The sequence below is a fragment of the Pseudoclavibacter sp. 8L genome (genome assembly GCF_902506465.1).
GTDB lineage: Bacteria > Actinomycetota > Actinomycetes > Actinomycetales > Microbacteriaceae > Pseudoclavibacter.
This window is the reverse complement of record NZ_LR733208.1, coordinates 39,514-59,558: the sequence shown is the minus strand read 5'-3', so window position 1 is coordinate 59,558 and position 20,045 is coordinate 39,514. Positions and strand designations below refer to the sequence as shown.

General features: G+C 69.0%; 20 protein-coding genes. 8 read left to right on the top strand and 12 right to left on the bottom strand.

Annotation, left to right across the window (positions count from 1 at the left end):
* Positions 1-19 precede the first annotated feature (19 nt).
* From GV007_RS18355 to efeU, 5 genes are all read right to left on the bottom strand, one after another.
* Positions 20-1,591 (bottom strand): sensor histidine kinase, encoded by a 1,572-nt coding sequence (locus GV007_RS18355; RefSeq protein ID WP_160075195.1) that lies wholly within the window; start codon positions 1,589-1,591, stop codon positions 20-22.
* On the bottom strand, positions 1,588-2,337 hold the full coding sequence (locus tag GV007_RS18350; RefSeq protein ID WP_104240221.1) for a response regulator transcription factor: 750 nt from the start codon (positions 2,335-2,337) through the stop codon (positions 1,588-1,590). Before GV007_RS18350 ends, GV007_RS18355 begins: the two co-directional genes overlap by 4 nt.
* A gap of 115 nt (positions 2,338-2,452) precedes the next feature.
* On the bottom strand, positions 2,453-3,769 hold the full coding sequence (gene efeB / locus GV007_RS18345; RefSeq protein WP_236558634.1) for an iron uptake transporter deferrochelatase/peroxidase subunit: 1,317 nt from the start codon (positions 3,767-3,769) through the stop codon (positions 2,453-2,455).
* A 126-nt stretch (positions 3,770-3,895) separates the two neighbouring features.
* Positions 3,896-5,113, bottom strand: a complete 1,218-nt coding sequence (gene efeO / locus GV007_RS18340) for an iron uptake system protein EfeO (protein WP_160075191.1) — start codon at positions 5,111-5,113, stop codon at positions 3,896-3,898.
* Between the two features lie 36 nt (positions 5,114-5,149).
* The gene (gene efeU / locus GV007_RS18335) at positions 5,150-6,061 is read right to left on the bottom strand and encodes an iron uptake transporter permease EfeU (RefSeq protein WP_160075189.1); all 912 of its coding nucleotides are present in this window, start codon (positions 6,059-6,061) and stop codon (positions 5,150-5,152) included.
* A 267-nt stretch (positions 6,062-6,328) separates the two neighbouring features.
* Here efeU and GV007_RS18330 point away from each other — a divergent pair, with 267 nt between their 5' ends.
* The 5 genes from GV007_RS18330 (at position 6,329) to GV007_RS18310 (ending at position 9,560) form a co-directional block, all read left to right on the top strand.
* On the top strand, positions 6,329-6,631 hold the full coding sequence (locus GV007_RS18330; protein ID WP_160075187.1) for a rhodanese-like domain-containing protein: 303 nt from the start codon (positions 6,329-6,331) through the stop codon (positions 6,629-6,631).
* Positions 6,632-6,788: 157 nt separating this feature from the next.
* Positions 6,789-7,016, top strand: coding sequence for a hypothetical protein (locus GV007_RS18325; protein ID WP_160075185.1), 228 nt, complete (start codon positions 6,789-6,791; stop codon positions 7,014-7,016).
* A 91-nt stretch (positions 7,017-7,107) separates the two neighbouring features.
* On the top strand, positions 7,108-8,991 hold the full coding sequence (recQ, locus tag GV007_RS18320; RefSeq protein ID WP_236558633.1) for a DNA helicase RecQ: 1,884 nt from the start codon (positions 7,108-7,110) through the stop codon (positions 8,989-8,991).
* A 57-nt stretch (positions 8,992-9,048) separates the two neighbouring features.
* Entirely contained in the window at positions 9,049-9,297 is a 249-nt protein-coding gene (locus GV007_RS18315) for a type II toxin-antitoxin system Phd/YefM family antitoxin (protein WP_160075183.1), read from the top strand.
* On the top strand, positions 9,294-9,560 hold the full coding sequence (locus GV007_RS18310; protein WP_160075181.1) for a Txe/YoeB family addiction module toxin: 267 nt from the start codon (positions 9,294-9,296) through the stop codon (positions 9,558-9,560). The genes GV007_RS18315 and GV007_RS18310 overlap by 4 nt, the downstream gene beginning before the upstream one ends.
* 215 nt (positions 9,561-9,775) lie before the next feature.
* Here GV007_RS18310 and GV007_RS18305 read toward each other — a convergent pair whose 3' ends face one another.
* Positions 9,776-10,276 (bottom strand): heme-degrading domain-containing protein, encoded by a 501-nt coding sequence (locus tag GV007_RS18305; protein ID WP_160075179.1) that lies wholly within the window; start codon positions 10,274-10,276, stop codon positions 9,776-9,778.
* A 160-nt stretch (positions 10,277-10,436) separates the two neighbouring features.
* On the opposite strand from GV007_RS18305, the gene GV007_RS18300 reads away from it, so the two are divergent.
* Positions 10,437-10,838, top strand: coding sequence for a YccF domain-containing protein (locus tag GV007_RS18300; protein WP_160075177.1), 402 nt, complete (start codon positions 10,437-10,439; stop codon positions 10,836-10,838).
* Positions 10,839-10,932: 94 nt separating this feature from the next.
* Here GV007_RS18300 and GV007_RS18295 read toward each other — a convergent pair whose 3' ends face one another.
* From GV007_RS18295 to GV007_RS18275, 5 genes are all read right to left on the bottom strand, one after another.
* A complete protein-coding gene (locus GV007_RS18295) occupies positions 10,933-11,832 on the bottom strand; it encodes an ATP-binding cassette domain-containing protein (RefSeq protein ID WP_160075175.1) in 900 nt (299 codons plus the stop codon).
* Positions 11,832-12,914 (bottom strand): ABC transporter permease, encoded by a 1,083-nt coding sequence (locus GV007_RS18290; protein ID WP_160075173.1) that lies wholly within the window; start codon positions 12,912-12,914, stop codon positions 11,832-11,834. The genes GV007_RS18295 and GV007_RS18290 overlap by 1 nt, the downstream gene beginning before the upstream one ends.
* Before the next feature lie 67 nt (positions 12,915-12,981).
* Positions 12,982-13,959, bottom strand: a complete 978-nt coding sequence (locus tag GV007_RS18285; protein WP_104240252.1) for a substrate-binding domain-containing protein — start codon at positions 13,957-13,959, stop codon at positions 12,982-12,984.
* Positions 13,960-14,241: 282 nt separating this feature from the next.
* Positions 14,242-15,234, bottom strand: a complete 993-nt coding sequence (locus GV007_RS18280; protein WP_160075171.1) for a Gfo/Idh/MocA family oxidoreductase — start codon at positions 15,232-15,234, stop codon at positions 14,242-14,244.
* A 1-nt stretch (position 15,235) separates the two neighbouring features.
* Complete coding sequence (locus GV007_RS18275) at positions 15,236-16,462, bottom strand: Gfo/Idh/MocA family protein (protein WP_160075169.1); 1,227 nt, start codon at positions 16,460-16,462, stop codon at positions 15,236-15,238.
* 131 nt (positions 16,463-16,593) lie between these two features.
* Here GV007_RS18275 and GV007_RS18270 point away from each other — a divergent pair, with 131 nt between their 5' ends.
* Both GV007_RS18270 and GV007_RS18265 read left to right on the top strand, forming a co-directional pair.
* Entirely contained in the window at positions 16,594-17,625 is a 1,032-nt protein-coding gene (locus GV007_RS18270) for a LacI family DNA-binding transcriptional regulator (RefSeq protein WP_236558632.1), read from the top strand.
* Positions 17,626-17,698: 73 nt separating this feature from the next.
* On the top strand, positions 17,699-18,229 hold the full coding sequence (locus tag GV007_RS18265; protein WP_160075165.1) for a GNAT family N-acetyltransferase: 531 nt from the start codon (positions 17,699-17,701) through the stop codon (positions 18,227-18,229).
* A 152-nt stretch (positions 18,230-18,381) separates the two neighbouring features.
* Here the strand turns inward: GV007_RS18265 and GV007_RS18260 are convergent, their stop codons facing one another.
* Positions 18,382-20,001: an aminotransferase class I/II-fold pyridoxal phosphate-dependent enzyme gene (locus GV007_RS18260; protein WP_160075163.1), complete on the bottom strand. Its 1,620-nt coding sequence runs from the start codon at positions 19,999-20,001 to the stop codon at positions 18,382-18,384.
* Positions 20,002-20,045: the final 44 nt, after the last annotated feature.

Genomic DNA, 20,045 nt, shown 5'->3' with positions numbered 1-20,045 from the left:
GCTCAGCCTCGCGCGGGGCTCAGCCTCGCGACGGCTGGGGCTCGGCGAGCGGCAGGCGCACCATGAAGCGCGTCTCGCCAGGGCGGCTGTCGACGGAGATCGTGCCGCCGTGCGCATCCACCACGCTCTTCACGATCGAGAGGCCGAGGCCCGTGCCGCGGGTGACCGGGATGGAACTCGCCTCGGTCTCGCCGCGCGTGCGCGAAACGTCGCCGCGCACGAAGCGCTCGAAGAGGTGCTCGAGCACGCCAGGGTCGATGCCTGGCCCGTCATCGACGACCCTGAGCACGGCGTTGCTGCCCTCGAGGCCGAGCGTCAGGGTGACGTTCGTTCCCGCAGGGGTGTGCGCGTTCGCATTGGCGAGGAGGTTCGAGACGACTCGGCGCAGCTGCGCGTCGACACCCGTCACCTCGATGGCGACGCCGGGAATGTCGAGGTTCCACCGATGCTGGGGCCACGCCGCGTGCGCGTCGCCGACCGCCTCGAGGGCGATGAGCGACAGGTCGACCGTGCTGTGCTCGACGTCGACGCCCTCGTCGAGGCGGGCGAGCAGCAGGAGCTCCTCGACAAGCGCGGTCATGCGGACGGACTCCGAGTCGATCCGCTCGAGCGCGCGCGCCGTGTCCTCCGGCAGGTCTGCGCGGCTGCGGCGCGTGAGCTCGGAATAGCCGCGGATGGACGCGAGTGGGGTGCGCAGCTCGTGGCTCGCATCCGCCACGAACTGCCGCATCTTCGCTTCGCTCGCCTCCCTCGCGGTGAAGGCGCGGGAGATGTGCCCGAGCATCGTGTTGAAGGCCTGGCCCATGCGCCCGACCTCGGTGCGCGGGTCCGCGTCGCGCGGTTCGACCCGCACGTCGAGGGCCGCGTCGCCCGAGGTGAGGGGCAGCTTCGAGATGCTGGTCGCGAGATGCTCGACCCGCTCGAGCGGGGCCATGGATGCGCGGATCCAACGCGACGTGAAGACCGCGGCGAGCCCCATGCCGAGGAGTCCGATGAGGGCGATCATGAGGCTCAGCGTCGTCGTCGTCGCGTTGACGTCGCCGAGCGGGAGGGCGATGACGACGCCGTACCCGGCTGGCCCTTCGCTTGCCTGCGCCCTGACCTCGCCGATGCCGAGGACGGTGACGGTGTGCGCCTGCCCGTCCTGCGGGACGCTCGCGAGTTCCTCGGCGGTGGCCGGGGAGATCAGCACGACCTCGCCGAGACTGTTGAGGGCGCCCGCCGAGATGACGGTGTCGTCGTCGATGACCGCGCCGACGGTGCCCTCCGCCTGGCCGGGGAGCTTCAGCACGAACGTCGCGTTCGGGGTGATGGAGAGCGGTCCGCCCGTGTCGCCGGGACCGGACGCGCCTTCGCGGCCTCGGTCGCTCGCTGAGGAGAGCTGCTGGTCGAGCCGGTCGACGAGCACGTTGTGCAGCAGCGTCACGCTGACGGCGCCGATGACGGCGGTCACGATGACGAGCGTCGCGACGAGTCCGAGGACGAGTCGCCTTCGGAGGGTCAGCGGCGCACGCTCGCGCCTCCCATCCGCGCCCGACGGCGGGGCGTTCGGGGGGAGAGCTGCAGGGGATACGCCTCCCGGCGCGCTCATTCCGTGGCCTTGAGCATGTAGCCGACACCGCGAACCGTGCTGATCATGGGCTCGCGGCCAGCGTCGACCTTCTTGCGCAGGTAGGAGATGTACAGCTCGACGACGGTCTCGCGCCCGCCGAAGTCGTAGCTCCACACGTGGTCGAGGATCTGCGCCTTCGACAGCACGCGGCGGGGGTTGCGCATGAGGAAGCGCAGCAGCTCGAACTCGGTGGCCGTGAGCTCGATGAGGTCGTCGCCGCGGCGCACCTCGTAGCTCTCCTCGTCGAGGCTGAGGTCGCCGACGCGCAGCACGGGGTCGTTGGCGCCGCCCTGCGTGAGCATGGATCGGCGGACGAGGCCGCGCACGCGCGCGATGACCTCCTCCAGGCTGAAGGGCTTCGTGACGTAGTCGTCGCCGCCGGCCGTGAGCCCAGCGAGTCGGTCGGCGAGCGCGTCCTTCGCGGTCAGGAAGAGCACGGGCAGCGTCTCGTCGTCGGCGCGGATGCGGTGCAGCAGCGAGAGCCCGTCCGTGTCGGGGAGCATGATGTCGAGCACGGCCGCGTGCGGCTTGAACTCGCGGGCGACCTTCACCGCGGATGCCCCGTCTGCGGCGGTGCGCACCTCCCAGCCCTCGTAGCGCAGCGCCATCCTGAGAAGGTCGGTGAGCGAGGGCTCGTCGTCGACGACGAGCACTCTGATGGCGGACCCGTCGGCCGCCTTGAGCATCGGGCCGAGTCGCGAGCTCGACTGATCGGTGGGAGGCATACCTCTAGTCTCCTCCTCGATCTATGGAGGAGCTATGAGGCGCCTGAGCGCCGGGTATGGGGTCGGCAACGGGCGCGCAACGTTCCGGGCCGCATCCGCTCGCCCGCCCACCGAGTCAGCCGAACAGCGTCTCGCCGACGTACCCGCCCTCGCGAGCGCCAGGGGGAATCGCCCAGATGCCGCTGCCCGTGTGCTTGATGTACTCGTTGAGGAGGTCGGTGCTGAGCGACTGCTGCACGCGGATGAACTGCTCCGGGTCTCGCTGGTAGGACAGGAAGAAGAGGCCGGCGTTGAGGCGTCCGAGCTCGTCGTTGCCGTCGACGAAGTTGTAGCCGCGGCGCAGGAGCCGAGCGCCCGCGTTCTTCCCGGGATGCGCGAGCGCGACGTGGGAGTTCGCGTCGATGGCCGGCTGCCCGAACGTCGTGCTGCTCTCGGCCGCGAAGTCGGGTTCTGCGAACTCCTCGCCGCCGCTGAGCGGCGCCCCGGCGCGCTTGTCGCGGCCGATGATCTGCTCCTGCTCCTCGAGCCGGACTCTGTCCCACGACTCGATCATCATGCGGATGCGCCTGGCCACGAGGTAGGAGCCGCCGGCCAGCCAGTCGACGCCGTCGCCTGGGGCGACCCAGACGTGCTCGGTCGTGGCGCTCGTCTCCTCCGCCTTGACGTTCGCGGTGCCGTCCTTGAAGCCGAAGAGGTTGCGGGGTGTGGCCTGGCTCGTCGAGGTCGACGAGGTGCGCCCGAATCCCAGCTGCGACCAGCGCAGGATGACGCGGCCGAAGCCGATGCGCGTGAGGTTGCGGATGGCATGGACCGCGACCTGGGGGTCGTCGGCGCAGGCCTGGATGCAGAGGTCGCCGCCCGAGAGCGCGCTGTCGAGCGCGTCTCCGGAGAAGCGTGGGAGCTGCGCGAGCTTCGCCGGCTGCTTGCTGGCCAGGCCGAAGCGGTCGACCCCGTCGCCGTCGACGAAGAGCGTCGGGCCGAATCCGAACGTGATGGTGAGCGCCGAGGGCGGCAGTCCGAGGGCCTCGCCGGTGTCATCGGGTGGGGCGAGCGGCGATCCTCCGACGGCTCCGGAGGCGGAGACGTCGAGGCCCTGCACGAGTCGTGACGACGCGTAGCTCCAGTCCTGCAGCAGCTCCGCGAGGTCCTCCCTCGTCGTCCCTTCGCGGACGTCGAAGGTCGCGAAGTGGATGCGGTCCTGCGCCGGGGTGACGATGCCGGCCTGATGCTCGCCGTTGAAGGGGTACTGGGTCGCGCTGCCGGCGTGGGAGGTCGCGCCGGCACCGGTTGCCGCGGCGATCCCGAAGCCGCCGGCACCACCTGCGGCGATTCCGGCCGCTCCGGCGCCGAGGAGGCCGAGGAGACCGCGGCGGGACAGGCCGCGGGCCGGTTCTTCGACGTCGTGTTCGTTCGGGGTCTCGCCTGCGCTCACGGGCAGCCCTCCTGGGTTGATCTGATGAGAGTGGCCAGCTTGCGTGACCATCCGCGGGTGCTCACCGCGTTCGGGGTGATCTCAGGCCGATGGTCACGCAAGCTGGCCGGGTGCGCTGGGAGCGCGCTATGCCGGCAGCCCGAGCACGGTGGTCGTGAGCTGCGAGAGCGGCTCGGCGAGCGCGTCGACCTGGGTCGACAGCTCCTTCACCTGTTCGGGGGTGAGGTCGCGGTAGTTGGTGAAGCCGTCCTCGTAGCTGCCGTAGCTCGCGAGCAGGTCGTTGAGCGCGGTGAACTCGGTGCTGATCGAGTCGGCGATCGCGATGCCGTCCTCGCCCTTCGACCGGGCGACGTCCTCGACGATGCCGAACGCGACCTCCGCGCCCTCGACGTTCGCCTTGAAGTCGCTGAGGTCGGTGCCGGACCACCAGTCTTCCTCACCCGAGATCTTGCCGGTCGCGACCTCGTCGAGCAGGCCGATGGCGCCGTTCGTGATGTCCTCGATGGAGATCGAGAACTCGTCGCTGTTCACGAGGTCCGCGAGCTGCTGGATGTCGGCGACGAGCTGGTCCGCGTACTGCGCGCGCTCGGCCGTGGTCGACGGCGCCCAGTCGAGGAACGCATCGGTGTCGTCGGAGTTCTTGTCACCGGGCTTCGGCTGCCAGAGGTCCTTCTCGATCCGGTGGAAGCCGGTCCAGTCGAGGCCCTCGGCGACGGCGTCGACCTCGCGGTAGTCGATCTTGGGGTCGAGGTCACCGAAGGCCTCAGCGGTCGGCTCGATGCGCTCGTATGGCACTCGCGCGGCTGCGAAGAGCTCGCGCGCGGCCTCGTCGTCGCCCGACTTGTAGGCGGTCGTGAACTGATCCACGAGGGGGACGAGCTCGGCGACCTGGTTGCGCAGGTAGGCGGTGTAGCTCGTGACGGCTTCGTCGTAGGCCGCTTGGTCGTCGGCAGCGACCGCGACTGCCTCGCCCGAGACAGAGAAGGCGGTCTGGCCGATGCCGGCCCCGAGCATGCCCGGCTTGCACACGGTGAAGTAGCTGCCCGGCTGCGCGACGACCGAGAGCTGGCGGCTCGTTCCTGGCGCGATGTTCTCGACCTCGCCGACGATGCGGAGTCCGTCGTCGGCGAGCAGGTAGAACTCGGTGACGCGTTCGCCGTCGTTGGTGACCTCGAAGGTGATGGGGCCGCTGGCGGCGGAGGCGCCGGAGACCGTGCAGTCGGTGTCGGTGCTCGAGACGGCGAGCGAGGAGGAGGCGTCAGCCGGCGCGTTCGGCACGCAACCGGTGAGGGAGACGAGCGTGACGGCGGAGAGCAGTCCGACCGTGAGTGGCTTGAGGTGCATGGTTGTCCTTCTGAGAGGGGATGCTGAGGGCGGTGCTCAGCGTGCGGCGGTCGCCGCAGGCTGAGGTGATGTGTTGTGGGTCGATTGGCGGCGGCCGGAGCGCGTGCGGACGGCGAAGAGCGCGGCTGTCGGGACCAGGTAGGCGAAGTAGGCGAAGATCTCGAGCTTCGTCATCTCGGGCGTGAAGCCGATGGTGCCCTTGAGGAGCGCCCCGAGGAGCCCGTCCGGCGGGATGACCTCCGGGATGCGGAACGCCCACGCGTTCTCGCCGAACCAGGCCTGCACGGCGGCGGATGCGCCCTCCGGCGCCGCGATGAAGGGGCCGGGCAGGACGGCGGCTTCCTGCAGGTCGTGGATGGCGTAGGCGACGATGCCTGCGGCGAAGACGATGAGGATGGCGCCGGTCCACGTGAAGAACGTGGAGAGGTTGATGCGCACGACGCCGCGGAAGAGCCCCCAGGCGAGGCCGACCGCGAGGAGCAGTCCGACGATGGCGCCGAGGAAGCCGAGCACCCAGCCGTCGCCCGAGCGGGTCGTCGACCAGACGAAGAGCGCTGTCTCGAGCCCTTCGCGTGCGACGGAGACGAAGGCGACGGCGACGATGCCCCATCCGCTGCCGCCGAGGTGCCGGTCGACCTGCCCTTCCAGCTCGTGCTTGAGGGTCTTGGAGACTCGGAGCATCCAGAAGACCATCCACGTGACCATGGCCACGGCGACGAGCGAGAGACTGCCGCCGATGATCTCCTGTGCCTGGAAGGAGAGTCCGTAGGCGCCGAAGGTGAGGACGGCGCCGAGGATGAGCGACGCGACGACCGCGAATGCGACGCCGAGCCAGATGCGGCGCACGATGTCGGGACGCTGGATGCGCCTGGCGTAGGCGATGAGGATGCCGACGACAAGCGCCGCTTCGAGGCCTTCGCGGAGTCCGATGAGCAGAGAGCCGAGCATGTTGGGTTCCTGGGCGTGAGGGGGTACGGGCTGGCGGGCGTGAGGGCCAGCCATAGCCCAGGCGTCCATGCGCGGTAGGCCAGGTAAGGCTTACCTTTCGCGAAGATACACCCGTCTTCGGCGAATTGCCAAGTCCCCGATGCCGAGGATCGCGCACCCACCACGATCAGGCTGGAACGGGGCGAAAGGTCCCACCGAGACGACTCAAGTAGCGTGGGCCGCGGCCCGCGACACCGTCGGGTACCGGCAAGTCCAGGAGGAGCATTCGTGCAGACCATCGACATCACCCAGCTCGCGGCGCTCGGCGAGCAGGCCACCATCATCGACGTCCGCGAGCCGGACGAATTCTCGGCCGTGCGCATCCCCTGGGCCAGCAACGTGCCGCTCAGCGAACTCGTGGAGCGCGCAGGCGAGGTGCCGGATGACGGCCCGGTCTACCTGATCTGCGCCGCTGGCGTGCGCAGCGAGCGAGCGGCGGCCTACCTCGAGCAGCAGGACAAGCCGGTCGTCAACGTGCTCGGCGGCATGTCGGAGTGGGCGGGCGCCGGACACACGGTCGAGCGCGGCTGATACAAGCGGCTGAGGAGCGCTCGCCGCCGAGCACCGAACGGCGACGGGCAGTTCTCCCCGTCCGCTCGGGTGTGCCGCGCGACGATTCTCGCTAGCGTGGGGCCACCTCGACTGGGCTGCCGCGGCGCCCCAGATCCACCGGCGATGGGAGTGGAGCGTGAACAGTCCACGGCGTCCTGCGCGCACCCGCGACGCCCCGAACCGGCTGGCCTCGCAGCCGAACACCGAGGCGCATCGGCAGGCCGAGCAGCAGCACCGGGCGGCGCAGTCCGATCCCTTCGGCCACACGCTGCCGCGTCGGAAGCCGGCCGTCCAACCGCCCCCGCTCTTCATCCCGGGCTTCCGGTACTACCCGCCGGTGTCCCGCATCCGCGCGGCGGGGTAGCACCGGGTCGTCGCTCGTTGCGGGGCACGTGGGGCGACCGTGCCTGTGGATGACCGAGCGGATGTCCGAGGTCGCGCCTAGGGTTGCTTGCATGGTCGCAACGCACGAGACAGATGCCCCCGCTCCATCAGGGACCCTGCTCCAGCGCGCGCAGACGGTGCTCAGGGAGGTCTTCGGCTACGACGACTTCCGCGGCGATCAGGCGCAGATCATCGAGCGGTTGTGCGCCGGCGACGATGCCGTTGTGCTCATGCCGACCGGTGGCGGGAAGAGCCTCTGCTACCAGGTGCCCGCGCTGGTCCGCGAGGGCACCGGCGTCGTCATCTCGCCGCTCATCGCGCTCATGCACGACCAGGTCGGGGCACTCGAGCAGCTCGGCGTGCGGGCCGCGTTCCTCAACTCCACGCAGTCCATCGACGAGCGCCGCGACGTCGAGCGTCAGCTGCTGGCGGGCGAGCTCGACCTCATCTATCTGGCACCGGAACGTCTGCCCGTCGCAGCCGACCTCCTCAGCCGAACGAACATCTCGCTGTTCGCCATCGACGAGGCGCACTGCGTCGCGCAGTGGGGGCACGACTTCCGACCCGACTACCTGAACCTGTCGATGATCGCCGAGCGGTGGCCAGGGGTTCCGCGCATCGCGCTGACGGCGACCGCGACGAGCGAGACGCGGCAGGAGATCGTCGAGCGGCTTGCGCTCGACGACGCGAAGGTGTTCGTCGCGAGCTTCGACCGCCCCAACATCCAGTACCGAGTCTCCCCCAAGCAGACCCCGAAGGCGCAGCTGCTGCGCCTCATCCAGGAGGAGCACTCGGGCGATGCGGGCGTCGTCTACTGCCTGAGCCGCAAGTCGGTCGAGAACATCTCGGAGTGGCTGCGTGGGCAGGGCGTGAATGCCCTCGGCTACCACGCCGGCATGCCCGCCGAGACGCGGGCGAGGCACCAGTCGAAGTTCCTGCGCGAAGACGGGGTCGTCATGGTCGCGACGATCGCGTTCGGCATGGGCATCGACAAACCCGATGTGCGCTTCGTCGCCCACCTCGACCTGCCGAAGAGCATCGAGGGCTACTACCAGGAGACGGGTCGCGCCGGACGCGACGGACTCCCCTCGACCGCCTGGCTCGCCTACGGGCTCCAGGACGTGGTGCAGCAGCGGCGCATGATCGCCGAGGGCGAAGGCGACGCGCAGCGCAAGCGTGCGCAGAGCCAGCACCTCGACGCGATGCTCGCGCTCTGCGAGACGGTCACGTGTCGCCGCGTGCAGCTCCTCGCCTACTTCGGGCAGCTGAGCGAGCCGTGCGGCAACTGCGACACGTGCATCTCACCTCCCGACTCATGGGACGGCACGGTTCCCGCGCAGAAGCTGCTCTCGACGGTGCTGCGGCTCGACAGGGAGCGCAACGGCCAGGCGTTCGGCGCCGGCCAGCTCATCGACATCCTCACGGGGAAGACCACCGACAAGGTCACGCACTGGAAGCACGACGAGCTGTCCACGTTCGGCATCGGCAAGGACCTGGGCGACACGGAATGGCGTGGGGTCGTGCGGCAGCTGCTCGCCGCGGGCGTGCTCGCGGTGCGCGGCGAGTACGGTGTGCTCGCGCTCACGAGCGAGGCCGCCCCGGTGCTGCGCGGCGAGCGTCAGCTCATGTTCCGCAAGGAGCCCCCGAAGGCGCCCGGCTCGAACGGGCGACGCTCGCGCGGCGAGTACTCGGGCCGCTCCGGCGGCGGCAGCGCGGCAGCAGCGGCCCTCACCGAGTCGCAGCGCGAAGTGTTCGAGCGACTGCGTGCCTGGCGGGCGGAGACGGCGAAGGAGCAGGGCGTGCCGGCGTACATCGTGTTCACGGATGCGACGCTCGCGGCTATCGCCGAGGTGAAGCCGCGTCAGCATGCGCAGCTCGCGGCGATCTCAGGCGTCGGCGCGGCGAAGCTGGAGCGCTACGCCGACGACGTGCTCGACGCCATCGCGGAGCAGTAGCGCCGCCGGAGTGCCCAGACGTAGACTGGTACCACATCTTGTACAAGAGGGGGACCCGTGGCCATCACGACCAGCGAGGCTCGCCGAGACCTCTTCGGCCTCGTCGAGCGCGTGAATCTCGACCATTCGGAAGTGGAGATCACGTCCAAGCGAGGATCCGCCGTGCTGATCTCGAAGGATGAGTACGACGCACTCATCGAGACGAGCTACCTGCTGCGCTCCCCGAAGAACGCCGAACGCCTGCTTGCAGCGATGCACCAGGCGCGATCAGGGCAGACCGAAGAGCACACACGCCACGAGGCATGACCGCTCGCCTGCTGACCTGGACCTCCGAGGGGCGGGAAGACTACCTCTACTGGCAGAAGCAGGACAGGCGGACCCTCAAGCGCATCAACACGCTCATCGATGACGTCCTGCGCGCTGATCCGTTCGCGGGGATAGGGAAGCCCGAGGCTCTGAAGCATGCCATGGCCGGAGCCTGGTCTCGGCGCATCGATGGCGAGCACCGACTGGTCTACACGGCAACCGAGGAGTCGGTTGTCATCCTGCAGGCTCGCTACCACTACTGAGCACGATCACCGTTTGCCTCTCGTGCCGCTCTCGAACCGCGCTCGTCTCGGACCGTGATGGGTTTTGGCGACCGTGATGGGATGAAACCCATCACCAGTCACCGAAACCCAGCACGAGCACCCTGAGAACCCATCGGCGTCGCCGAAAGCCAGGCTCCTCACACGTTGAGCGGGGGCACGGGCTGCAGGTCAGTCAGCACCCTGGTGACTCGTGGCTAGGAGAGTACTCGGTGCACGCGCAGCGCTTCGACGACCAGCGCGTGGTCCTCGTGCATCTCGAGGCCACTCACGCCGACGGCACCAGCAAGCGTTCCCCCGATGCGGATGGGGAAGGCGCCGCCGGCAGCGGCGTACTCTCGCGGGTCGAGCAGCGAGTCGGCGGCGAAGTCCTCGCCGTTCGCCTCGTAGGTGTACCGGACCGTGAGGGTCGAGTGGCCGAAGTGCTCGACAACCCGGAATTTGCGGGCGAGCCACGCGTCGTTGAGCGCTGCGGAGCCGGGGGTCGCCGCGTGGAACGCCCGCTGCCCACCCAGGACGATCGAGACGGCGACGCTGTGCCCGCGCACGAGCGACTCGTGGCGCAGCCACGTGCCGACCTGCCAGGCATCCTCGAGCGTGAAGCTCGGGAAGTCGAGTTCCCGCTCTTCGGCGCGCAGGAGCTGGAGGACGTCATCGGCGGGCAGGCCGACGTATGGCGGAGTGGGGGCGGAGCTCATGGTTCACCTCGGTGTGCGGAATGAGTGGGGTGCTGGGGCACGCCAACGTGCCTGCAAGCGAGCATAACCCTCGGAGGCTCATTTGTCATGACATATGAACATGAGCGATTTCACCCTCCAGTATGACGCGATACATCGCGAGTTGCTGCAGGCTGTTCGCATGCGCACTCTCCTCAACATCATCTGGCTCCTCCTCTCGGGGTTCTGGCTCTTCTGCGGCTACGTCCTCGCGGGCGTGCTGCTGTGCATCCCGATCGTCACAATCCCGTGGGCGATCGCCTCGTTCCGCATCGGGCTCTACGCGCTCTGGCCCTTCGGCCGCGACGTCGTCTCGCGACCCGACGCCGGAGCGTTCTCGTTCATCGGCAACGTAATCTGGTTCATCCTCGCGGGCTGGTGGCTCGCGATCGGCCACATCGTCTCTGGCATCGCGCTGTGCATCACCATCATCGGCATCCCGATGGGTATCGCCGACTTCAAGATGATCCCGATCTCCCTCTCGCCCCTCGGCAAGGAGGTCGTCGACCGCGACAACGGCCCGTTCGGCAGCCCGCGCCGCTGACGAGCCTCCCGAGCGCGCGAAACGGCCGGCACCCCGCTGAGGGTGCCGGCCGTTCCTCGCGCTGCTCGCAGCGCCCGACGGTGGATGCTCGCGCCTACTTTGCGGGCACGTCCGGGATGTCGTCCTCGACTTCGCGGATGACGGCGATGTCCTGCGTGTATCCGCCGAGCTGTTCGAGCTCGTGGGCGAGTTCTTCGAGTTCGGCGCCGCCGGCCATCTGCGCGGTGAGCTCGTCGAGGGTGATGTCGGCTTTGTCGTAGTAGCCGATCGACTTGCCGCGCTTGAGGAGCAGGAAACTGTCGCCGACGGGGAACGCGTGGTGCGGGTTGTGGGTGATGAAGATCACGCCGAGTCCACGGTCGCGGGCCGCGAGGATGTAGCGCAGCACCACACCCGACTGCTTCACGCCGAGGGCGGCGGTCGGCTCGTCGAGGATGAGCGCCTTCGCGCCGAAGTACACGGCGCGGGCGATCGCGACGCACTGCCGCTCGCCGCCGGAGAGCTGGCCGATGGGCTGGTCGACGTCGCGAAGGTCGATGCCCATGTCGAGCAGCTCCTTCTTCGTGATCTCCTTCATCTGGTCGACGTCGAGGCTCTTGAAGGGGCCGAAGCCCTTCGTGAGCTCGGAGCCGAGGAAGAAGTTGCGCCAGATGGGCATGAGCGGCACGACCGCGAGGTCCTGGTAGACGGCCGCGATGCCCCGCTCGAGGGCCTCGCGTGGCGACTTGAGGTGCACCGACTCGCCCTCGATGAGGAACTCGCCGTCGGTGTGCTCGTGGCGTCCCGCGATGATCTTGATGAGCGTCGATTTGCCGGCACCGTTGTCGCCGAGCACGCAGGTGACGCGTCCAGGGTCGACGTCCATGTCGACGTTCTGCAGCGCGAGGATGTTGCCGTACCGCTTGCCCGCATCCCGAAGCGAGATGAGGTGCGTGCCCTGCTCGACGCGATCGGGTTGCTGCACCTCCGCCGCTGCTGTCTGGTTCGTTGTCATCACTTCTGCTCCGCCCTCTTCTTGACGACGAGGTTCACGATCGTGGCCATCAGCAGCATGAGGCCGAGGAAGAACTTGAACCAGTCCGGGTTCCACTGGGCGTAGACGATGCCCTTGTTTGCCATGCCGAAGATCAAGGCGCCGATGGCGCCGCCGATCGCCGAGCCGTAGCCGCCGGTGAGGAGGCAGCCGCCGATGACGGCCGCGATGATGTAGAGGAACTCGTTGCCGATACCCTCGCCCGACTGGACCACGTTGAAAGCGAACAGGTTGTGCATGCCCAGGATCCAGGCGCAGAACCCGACGCCCATGAAGAGCCCGATCTTGGTCGCCGTGACGGGCACACCGACCGCGCGGGCCGCGTTCTCGTCGCCGCCGACGGCGAAGATCCAGTTGCCGATCTTGGTGCGCATCAGGATGAACGTGGCGACGAGCACCAGCGCGATCCAGATGAAGACGGTGACGTTCACGTTGACGCCGAAGACGGGGATCTCGCTGGCGAAGATCGCCTTGGCCGATGCGAAGCCGTCCATGTCTGCGATGGCGGGGCTGGAGACGCCGCCGCCCACGAGTCGAGTGATGCCGAGATTGAGTCCCGTCAGCATGAGGAACGACGCGAGCGTCACGATGAACGACGGCAGCTTCGTCTTGATGAGCAGCCAGCCGTTGATGAAGCCGACGACGAGGGCGAAGACGAGGCCCATGAGCACGCCAACCCACACGTTGGTCGCGAAGTACCAGCTGAACAGGGATGCGGTGAGCGCCGAGGAGATGACGGCGACACCGGCGGAGAGGTCGAACTCGCCGCCGATCATGAGGAGGGAGACGCCGACCGCCATGATGCCGATCGTGGAGGCGCCGTAGAGGACGGTCGCGAGGGAGGTGACCTGGGTGAAGACGGGCGCCGCGATCGCGAAGAAGACGAACACGACGATGGCGCCGACGACGGCGCCCATCTCGGGCCGGCCGAGGATGACCGACAGCGGCGAGCGTCTGCCGACACGCTCGTCGGCGCTCGAGGATGCGGGGCCGGCGGCGGGAGTTCGGGGCGATGCTGAAGTTGGTGTTGCGGTGTGAACCATGACTGCACTTCCTTGTGAGAGGTCGGGATGACCGCGGCTCGCGGCCATCCCGACCGTGGCTCGCTGGTTAGCGAATACCCTTCTTGGCCTCTTCGAGGACAACGGCCGCGTTGCTCTCGTCGATGATCGTCGGGCCGGTGAGCACGGGCTTGCCGCCACCGAGGGCGAACTCGCCGTTGTTCTGCAGCCAGAGCGAGTCGACTGCCATGTATCCCTGCAGGTAGGGCTGCTGATCGACGGTGAACACGACGTCCCCGTCGACGATCGCCTGCGCGAGGTCTGCGTTGAGGTCGAAGGACGCGACCTTGGCGCTGGAGCCGGTCTCGGCGACCGAGTCGATCGCCGTGAGCGTGAACGGGGCGCCGAGTCCGATGACGACGTCGGTGTCCGGGGTCGACTGGAGCTTGGCGGAGATGGTCGACTTGACCTGCGTCATGTCCGTCCCGGTCACGTACAGGATCTCGGTGGCTGGCACCTTCTCCTTGATGCCGGCGCAGCGGGCTTCGAGGCCGACGTGGCCCTGCTCCTGGATGATGCAGAGGGGCTTCGTGTAGCCGAGCTCGGTGATCTTGTCGCCAGCTGCCTGGCCTGCAACCACTTCGTCCTGGCCGATGTAGGTGAAGGCACCGAACTCGAAGGCCTCTTTGCTTCCGCCGTTGAAGGCGACCACGGGGATACCGGCGTCGACGGCGGCCTTGATGGAGTCTTCGAGTGCGTCGCCCTTGGCGATCGTGACGGCGATGCCGTCGACGCCCTGGTCGATCGCCTGCTGGATGAGCTGGGCCTGGTTCGGGGCCTGCGGGTCGGAGGAATAGAGCAGTTCGACGTTGTCCTTCGCCGCCGCGGTCTCGGCACCCTTCCGAACGATGTCCCAGAAGGTGTCTCCCGGGGCGGCGTGCGTGATCATCGCGATCTTGATGGAGGGCGTGTCTGCGACGCCCGCGACCGCGGGGTCTTCGGCCGTTCCGGTGTCGCGTCCGCCTGCGGAGGAGCAGGCGGTGAGCGCGAAGACCGGCACCATTGCGAGTGCTGCCAGGCCGAACATGAGACGTTTCTTCTTCACGAAAACTCCTTTGAATGCCGTGATGACGCCAGTTGGACGCTCGACAGGACAGCCGCTGGGGGACGGCGTCTTGAGGAACCCACGTGTGCTCGCTCGGTCATCCTTGTCCGAGAGCAACGAGCACGTCACTGACTTGTCATGACAATAGCTCAACAGGTGTATTAAGCAAACACTTTTTTGTGACGCGTCCATCTCAGCTTCGCCACGGCGCGAAGAGGCGGGCGATCGCGGAGCGACCGCCCACCCGAAGAGCAGAGGTGACTCCTACCCCACCGGCTCTTCACGCCCACTCGCGAGCGACCGCGTCGCGGCCTCCGCGATCGCCTGGGCCCGCAGCGCATCCCGCAGCGACGGCGACGGCGCGCGACCGTCCTCGAGTGCCGCGACGAACTCCGCGAGCGCGGCCGCATACGTGGGCTGCACGCGCTCGAACCAGCCGGCGTGCATCCCCGACCCGACGACGACGCCCTTGCCGTACCTCGCGACCTGACCTGCGGGGTGCCGCTTGGCCTCGACGAGCCCCTCCGAGCCGAAAACCTCGATGCGCTCGTCGTAGCCGTACCCCGAGCGACGGATGCTGTCGATCTGCACGAGCGCGCCGTTCGCGAGCCGCACGGTCGCGATCGAGGTGTCGACGTCGCCGTAGTCGGCGACCCTCGGCTCGGCGAGCGCACCGCCCGTCGCGTACACCGCGACAGCGTCGAGTCCCGTGATCCACGTCGCGAGGTCGAAGAAGTGCACCGTCTGGTCGCGCATCTGCCCACCCGAGACCGCGATGTACTCGAGCGGCGGCATGGAGGGGCCACGACTCGAGAGCTGCAGCAGCTCGACGGTGCCGATCTCCCCAGCATCCACGGTGCGCTTCAGCTCGGCGTAGTCGCGGTCGAAGCGTCGGTTGAAGTCGACCATGGCGGTGATGCCGGATTCCTCGACGTACTCGACCGTCTCGCGGGCGCGCTCCAGATCGAGATCGATGGGCTTCTCGCAGAGCGCCGCGATACCGGCATCGGCCGCGAGCCGCAGGTGATCGGCGTGCTTGTTCGTGGACGACGCGATGAGCACCGCGTCGACCTCTGCCGCATCGAAGAGCTGCTCGAGCGAGGACGCCGCAGCGGCGCCGTGCGAGGCGGCCAGCTTCTCGGCCCTGGCCTGGTCGACGTCGTAGATGAATCGGAAGTCGACGTCCGGGTTGGCCGCGAGACTCTGGGCGTGGACGGCGCCGATGAACCCGGCGCCGATGAGGGCGAAGCGCTGCATGTCACTTCCCTCCGGCTTCCCGCAGCTCGGCATCTGCCGCAGCCACCTCGGCGTCGCGGTCGGCGACGCTCGCGGGCACGGTCCACGCTCCATCCGCCGCGTGCGAGGCCGCGACGGCCTCGACGAACTGCACCCCGATGAGACCATCGATGCCCGTCGGGAACGACAGCTCGCGGACCGTCGAGCCTCGCACATCCCGGCGCGCCTCGAGCTCGTCGGCGAGGTCGCGGTAGAAGTTGCCGAACGCCTCGAGGAACCCCTCGGGGTGCCCAAGCCCGACCCTCGTGAGTCTGGCGGAATCCTCGGAGAGCGAGGCGAGGCCGTGCGTGAAGATCGTCGTCGTCCCCTCCAGATCCTGGAAGGTGAGGTGGTGCGGGTCCTCGTGCTGCCACTCGAGACTGCCCTCGTCACCGAACACCCGAATGCGCAGCCCGTGGTTGTGACCAGTCGCGGCCATGCTCGCCCAGAGGCGCCCGGGGGTCTCATCGGCGAGCCTGAGCGCCACCGTCGCGTTGTCGAAGACCCTGCGTCCCGGCACGAGCGTGTGCAGCTGGGCGGAGACCTGCTCGACCTCGAGGCCCGTGATGTAGCGGGCGAGGTGGTAGGCGTGTGTGCCGAGGTCCCCGACCACGCTCGGAAAGCCGGCGATGTCGGGGTCCGTGCGCCAGCTCGCCTGCTTGTGGCCGGTCAGCTCCAGCGGCGTCGCGGCCCATCCAGAGGCGTGCTCGACGTCGACGAAGGTGAGACGCCCCAGGCGCCCGTCACTGACCATCCGGGCGGCCTCGCGCACCATCGGGTAGGCCGAGTAGCAATGGGGGACGGCGAGGATCGCTCCGCTCGCGGCCGCCAGCTCGACGAGCTCGCGCGCGGTCGCGGAGTCCTGCGTGAGCGGCTTCTCGCACACGACGTGGATGCCGCGTTCGAGGAACGCCTTCGCCACCTCGAAGTGGCTGTCGTTCGGCGTCGCGACGATGACGACGTCGACACCGTCCTCCCTCGTCGCCTCGACCTCCGCCATCTCCTGGTAGCTCGCGTAGCTGCGTTCCGGAGCGACTCCGAGCGATGCGGCCACCTCGGCCGACTGCTCGCGGTCGCGGCCGAAGACCCCGGCGTCGAGGGAGTATCGGTCGTCCATCCGCATCCCGAATCGATGCGTCTTGCCGATGTCGGCACCGATGCCGCCACCGACCATTCCTGCGCTCAGTCGGCGCGCGTTCTGTCTGCTCATGTCACCCTCGGTGCTCGTCTGCTGTGCCTTGTCGATCTTGGACAAATATGGATCGATGCAAATAGTTCCACACGATGCCAAGAAAGGCCATACGCTGGTGGCGACCAGATGCAGAGCACGGAGGCGACCTCGTGAGCGAGACCCCGAAGTCCCCCGCGGCACCAGTCACGATCCGCGACGTCGCCGAGCAGGCCGGCGTCTCCAAATCCCTCGTCTCGCTGGTCCTTCGCGATGCACCGCACGTGAGCGACGCGAGACGCCAGGCAGTGCTCGCTGCGATCGCCGAGCTCGGCTACCGGCCGAACGCGCACGCGCGAGGCCTCGCCCGCATCAAGACCAAGACCGTCGGACTCATCGTCAACGACCTCCGCAACCCCTGGTTCGTCGAACTCCTCGAAGGGGTTTCCGCCACCCTCCATGCCTCCGGCTACGCGACCCTCCTCGCCGACAGCCGCACCGACCAGCGCGTCGGGCGCAGCTCGCTGCAGACCCTCACGCAGCAGGGCGTCGACGGCATCGTCGTCATCGGCACCACCTCCGAGGCCGATGCCATCGCACGCATCGCCGACGACATCCCCACCGTGCTCGCCGGCACCCTCGACCCCGAGCTGCCCTCCGTCGACGTCGTCACCAACGACGACGAGGCGGGCGCCCACCAGGTGACCCGCCACCTCCTCGACCTCGGCCACACCCGCATCGCGTACCTGCAGGGCCCGGGTCGCATCAGCCGACTGCGCGAGCAGGGGTTCCTGCGCGCCATGTCGGAAGCAGGCGTCGCCTCGAGCGCCGTCGTCGACGCAGGCGGCATGAGCGAGGAGAGCGCACATGCCGCAGCAGCCCGCCTCCTCAGCCGCTCGGCCGCCGAACGCGTCACCGCGATCTTCGCCTTCAACGACGCCTCAGCCATCGGCGTCCTCTCGGTCGCCGACACCCTCGGCCTGCGCGTCCCCGCCGATCTCTCCGTCGCGGGCTACGACAACTCCCCGCTCGCGAAATTCCAGGTCGTCTCCCTCACGTCCGTCGACACCGGCAACTTCGCGATCGGCGTGCAGGCGGGCACGTTCCTGCTCGAGCGGATGCAGCATCCCGTGCAGCTCAAGCGGGTGCAGCGGGTGGTCACGAGTCTCGCGGTGCGCGGGTCGACGGGCAGCGCTCCGGCCTGAGCCGCGAAGGCGAGGAGGCGCCAGCCCGGGCTCGCCGAGGCGCGGGGGTGCGGCCCTGCGGGATACTGGCCGGGTGACCCCGATCATCCGCGATGCCACCGTCGACGACATCCCCGCGATCACCGCGATCTACAACGAGGACGTGCTAACGACGACCGTCAACTGGAACGCCGAGACGGTCGACGACGACGACCGTCGCTCCTGGTTCGCGGGGCGCACCTCCGCCGGCCTGCCCGTGCTCGTCGCCGTCGATGAATCGGATGCAGTGCTCGGCTACGCGAGCTACGGCGATTTCCGCACCTTCTCCGGCTACCGGCACACGGTCGAGCACTCCGTCTACGTGCGCGGCGAGGCCCGCGGGCGCGGACTCGGGAAGGCCCTCACGCTCGCGCTCATCGTCCGCGCCCGCGACGCGGGCAAGCACGTCATGGTCGCCGCCATCGACGCGGCGAACGTGACCTCGATCGGCCTGCACGAGCGCCTCGGCTTCGCGCACGCGGGCCGCCTCGACCAGGTCGGCACGAAGTTCGGCCGCTGGCTCGATGTGGTCTTCTTGCAGCTCATCCTCGACGACGGCACACCGGCCGACGCAGGACGCACCTGACTCCGGGTCAAGACGAAGCCGCGCCTGACCAACATCAGTGCAAAAACGGCTCCACCAGGCTCCCCGGAAGCGCTGAGCAGCGATCCTGCACTCAAGCTGGTCACGAGAGCGCCGAACCGCTCGCGCCGGAGCGCCAGCGCGGTGCTGCCCCGCTACTCGACGACGACGCGGAACGCGGAGACGGCCGAGTCCACGGCACCGCGGACGTGGCTCCCCGCCGCCGCCGAGGCGCGGAGGAACTCGACGACCTCGACCGTGATCTCCTCACCCGGGAGGACGTTCGGGATCCCGGGCGGGTAGGCGGCGAGCGAGTCGGCGGAGATGCGCCCGACCGCATCCGACCACGACACCGTCTCGGCGTCGGCGAGGTACGCGGCGCGGGGGCGGATGCGCATGACCCCTGGCCCAGGCATGGGCGGGATCGAGGGGGCCGAGTCGCCCGCCGCATCCGTAGCAAGCGAGTCGGCGGCCGCACCCGCCGCGATCTCGACGAGCGCGTCGAGCAGGACTCGCGTGTCCGGCGTCTTGCCGATGCCGATGACCGCGACGATGCAGCTGACGGTCGCCATCTCGACCATCACGCCGTATTCGCGGGCGAGCCGCAGCCGCACGGTGTGCCCGTCGAGGCCAGTCGCGCGGATGTCGAGCGGGATGCGGAAGGGGTCGATCGCGACGGTCGACGGGAAGCCGCCGAACCCGTCGGAGGCCACCGGGAAGCGGCCGTCGGCTCGGAACATCGCCCTGGCGGCGAGCACGGCAGCGTGCGATTCCTCGAGCAGGTCGCGGCGCTCGACGAGGTCACGACGGTCGAGGTCGAGCGACGCGAGCAGCAGCGAGCTCTCGCTCGTGGATGCGGTCATGCGGTGAGCGCGCTCGACGTGCGGCTCGAGGGCTCGCGCGATGGGCCCGTGCCCGAGGTGGACGAGCGCGCTCTGCGAGAGCGAGGACGTGAGCTTGTGCGTGCTCGTCACGACGAGGTCGGCGCCGAGCCGAACCGGGGAGTCCGGAAGCTCGGGAAGGAAGCCGAAGTGAGCACCCCAGGCGGCGTCGACGATGAGCGCGGCGCCGGCCTCGTGCGCGACCTCGGCGATGCCGGCAACGTCGGCCACCGCGCCGAAGTAGCTGGGAGACACGATGTAGACGGCCGCGACGGCACCGCCACCGGATGCCTGCCGCTCGGCGAGCGCTTCGGCGACCGAGTGGGGGGTGACGCCGTGGGCGATGCCGTGCTCGAGGTCGACCTCCGGCAGCACGAAGCTCGGCGAGGAACCGCCGAGGATGATGCCGTCGACGAAGCTCGAGTGGGCGCTGCGCTGCATGAGCACCCCCTCGCCAAGCCCCCTGGCCGCGAGCGCGGCCATGCGGTTGCCCATCGAGGAGCCGCCGGTCAGGAACCAGGTCCTGGATGCGCCCCACGCGTCGGCGGCGAGCCGCTCGGCCTGCTCGCGGGGCGAGCCGTCACCGAGGTCGATGCCGTCGAGCAGGGGCGTCACGTCGAGTTCGAGGACGCGCTCGCCGAAGTACTCGGCCTGGCCGAGGCCGAGGCCGCTGGCGTCGGCGCCGTGCCCCGGGACCAGGAAGGCCGTCGAGTCGCGGGCAGCGTGCATCGCGAGCGCCGCCGCGTAGGGGGCGCCGGCCGTCTCGCGGCTCGCGCCGCTCGCCTCCAGCGAGCTCTGCCCCTGCACGTCAACGCTCGCATTCGCCGCGGCTCCGCCGAAGGCGTCTGCAGCGTCGTCGAGGGCAAACGTGGGGAACTCAGGTGCGTGCGTCATCCCCCTATCGTGGCACCCGGGCATCCAAGAGAGAATTGCAGGTT

Coding starts and splice junctions, on each gene's coding strand:
- GV007_RS18310 (WP_160075181.1), top strand. CDS start 9,294: ATGACCGCTCGCCTGCTGACCTGGACCTCCGAGGGGCGGGAAGACTAC.
- recQ (WP_236558633.1), top strand. CDS start 7,108: ATGGTCGCAACGCACGAGACAGATGCCCCCGCTCCATCAGGGACCCTG.
- GV007_RS18355 (WP_160075195.1), bottom strand. CDS start 1,591: ATGAGCGCGCCGGGAGGCGTATCCCCTGCAGCTCTCCCCCCGAACGCC.
- GV007_RS18285 (WP_104240252.1), bottom strand. CDS start 13,959: ATGTTCGGCCTGGCAGCACTCGCAATGGTGCCGGTCTTCGCGCTCACC.
- GV007_RS18275 (WP_160075169.1), bottom strand. CDS start 16,462: ATGAGCAGACAGAACGCGCGCCGACTGAGCGCAGGAATGGTCGGTGGC.
- GV007_RS18290 (WP_160075173.1), bottom strand. CDS start 12,914: ATGGTTCACACCGCAACACCAACTTCAGCATCGCCCCGAACTCCCGCC.
- GV007_RS18295 (WP_160075175.1), bottom strand. CDS start 11,832: ATGACAACGAACCAGACAGCAGCGGCGGAGGTGCAGCAACCCGATCGC.
- GV007_RS18280 (WP_160075171.1), bottom strand. CDS start 15,234: ATGCAGCGCTTCGCCCTCATCGGCGCCGGGTTCATCGGCGCCGTCCAC.
- GV007_RS18305 (WP_160075179.1), bottom strand. CDS start 10,276: ATGAGCTCCGCCCCCACTCCGCCATACGTCGGCCTGCCCGCCGATGAC.
- GV007_RS18260 (WP_160075163.1), bottom strand. CDS start 20,001: ATGACGCACGCACCTGAGTTCCCCACGTTTGCCCTCGACGACGCTGCA.
- efeU (WP_160075189.1), bottom strand. CDS start 6,061: ATGCTCGGCTCTCTGCTCATCGGACTCCGCGAAGGCCTCGAAGCGGCG.
- GV007_RS18350 (WP_104240221.1), bottom strand. CDS start 2,337: ATGCCTCCCACCGATCAGTCGAGCTCGCGACTCGGCCCGATGCTCAAG.
- GV007_RS18300 (WP_160075177.1), top strand. CDS start 10,437: ATGCGCACTCTCCTCAACATCATCTGGCTCCTCCTCTCGGGGTTCTGG.
- efeO (WP_160075191.1), bottom strand. CDS start 5,113: ATGCACCTCAAGCCACTCACGGTCGGACTGCTCTCCGCCGTCACGCTC.